Below are 2,734 nucleotides of genomic sequence, written 5' to 3'. Positions count from 1 at the left end.
ATTGGTGTGCGCCGGGAAGTAACACTGCAAATTCATATAAATAACTTCTAAATTGTGGGATATAAAACTACTTTTCCCCAACCTGTTCCATTAGCCTATAAAAATTTGGACGCAAACCTCCGAAAGTATACTTTCCATCAGGGTATATTATTTTAGATCTGGATTTTTTCTCATCTCCTTGAGCTCCAACAGTACGGACAAGGTATTTAGAATGCACATCTGGGGCAAAAATTATTCGACTGGCCTTTGGCGCGCGATAAGAATATACGTCCTGCAGACCAAATAAATTTATTGAAACCTTTGGTTGATAAAGAAAAATCTCAACCAACCATGGGAAATAGTCTTTTTTAATCTCAAGATCACCATCGACCACTACAACCCCATCCATAGACTGTCTTTGCGGCAAATTACCGTCAAATATAACAATTACCCCCCCTCCGTGACCGTAGTGCACTCCCGCCCCAAACTGACTTGTATTTTCATAGCGAACACCAAAAGTCACATTGCTCAGTTTCCACTCGCAGCGCCCCCCTCCATCCCTAAATAATTTGGCCTCATATATGTCGGTCGTACCCTGTCGTTGAGGCTCAATTTCGATCATCTTGGCGCCAGCGATCTCGTATCGACCACCACTGCCATCAGAGCGACTAATCGGGCATTTTTCCGAGCGATACATCACTCGCATTCTGTTGGCAGCCAAGTCCTTTGGAACTTTCACACTGACGCTGACCGTTTCGCCTCCGGGGGGCGGTGAAAGATCCTGGTTCATTAATTGTGCGCACGCTGTTTGAGTGACAAATAGAACAACAGCAATCAACAAATAAAGAGACGCACATAGTTTATTTACCACAACTAAAAACCCACCAGAACACATAAAACCCAAGACATTTACCAATGAAGAAAAAACTGTTAACCATCTAACGACTGGCCGCAATTTTCTTGAGCCTATTTATATTCGGCCCAGAATTTGTAAACTGACTACTCCCATCTGGATAAATAACCTCCGCAAGCTCCCCACCACCAGAAACCTTGACACCATTGGTTTTCACCAGCAGATCGGCATGATAGATAGGCTCAAACACAACCTTACTAGCCGAATACGACCTATATGTTATAAATTTTTGCCGCCCAAGCAGTTCAATTAGTGTATTTGTCCCGCCTAGGAAAATTCTTCTGAGCCATGGAAAATAGTCCTCGCCAATTAATACATCCCCATCAATATCTCGCGCACCGTACATACTCTGTTGCTGAGGCAGATTCTTATCAAAAATTACAATAACCTCCCCACCACCAGAGAATTCAACCTTCTCACCAAACTGCTCGGTATTGCCGAAATGAATGCCAAACGTCACATTGCTCAGTTTCCACTCGCAGAAACCGCCACCCTCCTTGGCCAACTTTGCTTCATATATATCGGTCATTCCCTGACGTTGAGGTACGACCTCAATAGCCTTGGCTCCATCAATCTCGTAACGCTCGCCACTGCCATCGGAACGGGTGATCGGACACTTCTCCGAGCGATACATCACTCGCATCGTGTTGGCTACCAGATCCTTGGGAACTTTCACACTGACGCTGACTGTTTCGCCTCCGGGGGGCGATGAAAGATCTTGGTTCATTAGTTGTACACAGCCGACTGGGGTTGCAATTAAGCATAGTGCGGCGCCGGCCAGATTCATTCGTGAGAACTGGCTCATCGCTTTTTCATCGCCTCAATTTCCTTAAGCTTATTAATATTTGGCTCAGTATTACCGCCAAAAACTTCAGAACCATCTGGATATATAACTCTAGTAGACCCTTTCCCCTTACCCTCTTTCCGCCCAAACGAATAAATAAGACCACTATATAGAGATGGAATAAATACTACCGACTTTGCATTTTTTGCTTTATAAGTTCGATACAAACGGCCATCATCAAACAATAAAACCCTCTTTTCCTCACGCACCAAATATTGTTCATAAATCCACACATAGTATTTATTCTCAACCATCAGATCACCGAAAGCCTCTTCGGGACGGTGTAATAGCGATACTTGCTGAGGCCTATTATCGTCAAACACCACTATAACCCCCCCCCCACCACCAACCTGAGCCCCATCACCAAACTTATCAGGGCTTCCATAGTGCACACCAAAAGTTACGTTACTCAATTTCCACTTGCATAGTCCGCCGCCGTCCCTAGCCAACTTTGCTTCATATATATCGGTCATTCCCTGACGTTGAGGTTCGACTTCAATAGCCTTAGCTCCATCAATCTCGTAACGCCCGCCACTGCCATCGGAACGGGTGATCGGACACTTCTCCGAGCGGTACATCACCCGCATTTTTCTAGCAACCAAGTCCTTGGGAACTTTCACACTGACGCTGACTGTTTCGCCTCCAGGAGGCGGCGAAAGATCCTGGTTCATTAGTTGTGCGCAACCTGCCTGACTCGCGAGTAGGCAGAGCCCGGCCACGGCATAGACCGCATGGGAAAGTGGATTCATGGTGTCAGTACCTCCTTGGGTGCGACTACTTCCGCAGGCTCCGCCTGGCCGTAGGGGCGTGCTCGCATGATTTCAATGGGCAACCCCGCTGGTTGGTCGCAGCAGAAGCGCTGCAGCGCCTCCGTTCCGCCGGCCATTTCAGTGGTCATCGGCAAGGTCATGGGCAACAACCTTTGCAGGGCAAGGAAGTGCTCGTTGCGTTGCTTTTCCGCCTCGACCACGGCCGGGTGATGCATCTGCTTTTCGAAA

4 protein-coding genes are annotated in these 2,734 nt (G+C 47.1%); all 4 read right to left on the bottom strand.

The window, feature by feature from the left end; genetic code table 11:
- Positions 1-67: 67 nt before the first annotated feature.
- Positions 68-883: a hypothetical protein gene (locus ACYJSS_RS30640; protein WP_146603085.1), complete on the bottom strand. Its 816-nt coding sequence runs from the start codon at positions 881-883 to the stop codon at positions 68-70.
- A gap of 34 nt (positions 884-917) precedes the next feature.
- Positions 918-1,697: a hypothetical protein gene (locus ACYJSS_RS30635; RefSeq protein ID WP_146603084.1), complete on the bottom strand. Its 780-nt coding sequence runs from the start codon at positions 1,695-1,697 to the stop codon at positions 918-920.
- Positions 1,694-2,485 carry a hypothetical protein gene (locus ACYJSS_RS30630; protein ID WP_111264546.1) on the bottom strand — a complete coding sequence of 264 codons (792 nt, stop codon included), beginning with the start codon at positions 2,483-2,485 and terminating at the stop codon, positions 1,694-1,696. Before ACYJSS_RS30630 ends, ACYJSS_RS30635 begins: the two co-directional genes overlap by 4 nt.
- On the bottom strand, positions 2,482-2,734 hold a 253-nt coding region (locus ACYJSS_RS30625; protein ID WP_459481265.1), incomplete at its 5' end, for a hypothetical protein. The genes ACYJSS_RS30625 and ACYJSS_RS30630, both read right to left, overlap by 4 nt.

The sequence above is a fragment of the Pseudomonas sp. No.21 genome (assembly GCF_054558415.1).
Note: the sequence above shows the minus strand (reverse complement) of the source record. Positions and strands in the feature narration are given on the sequence as shown.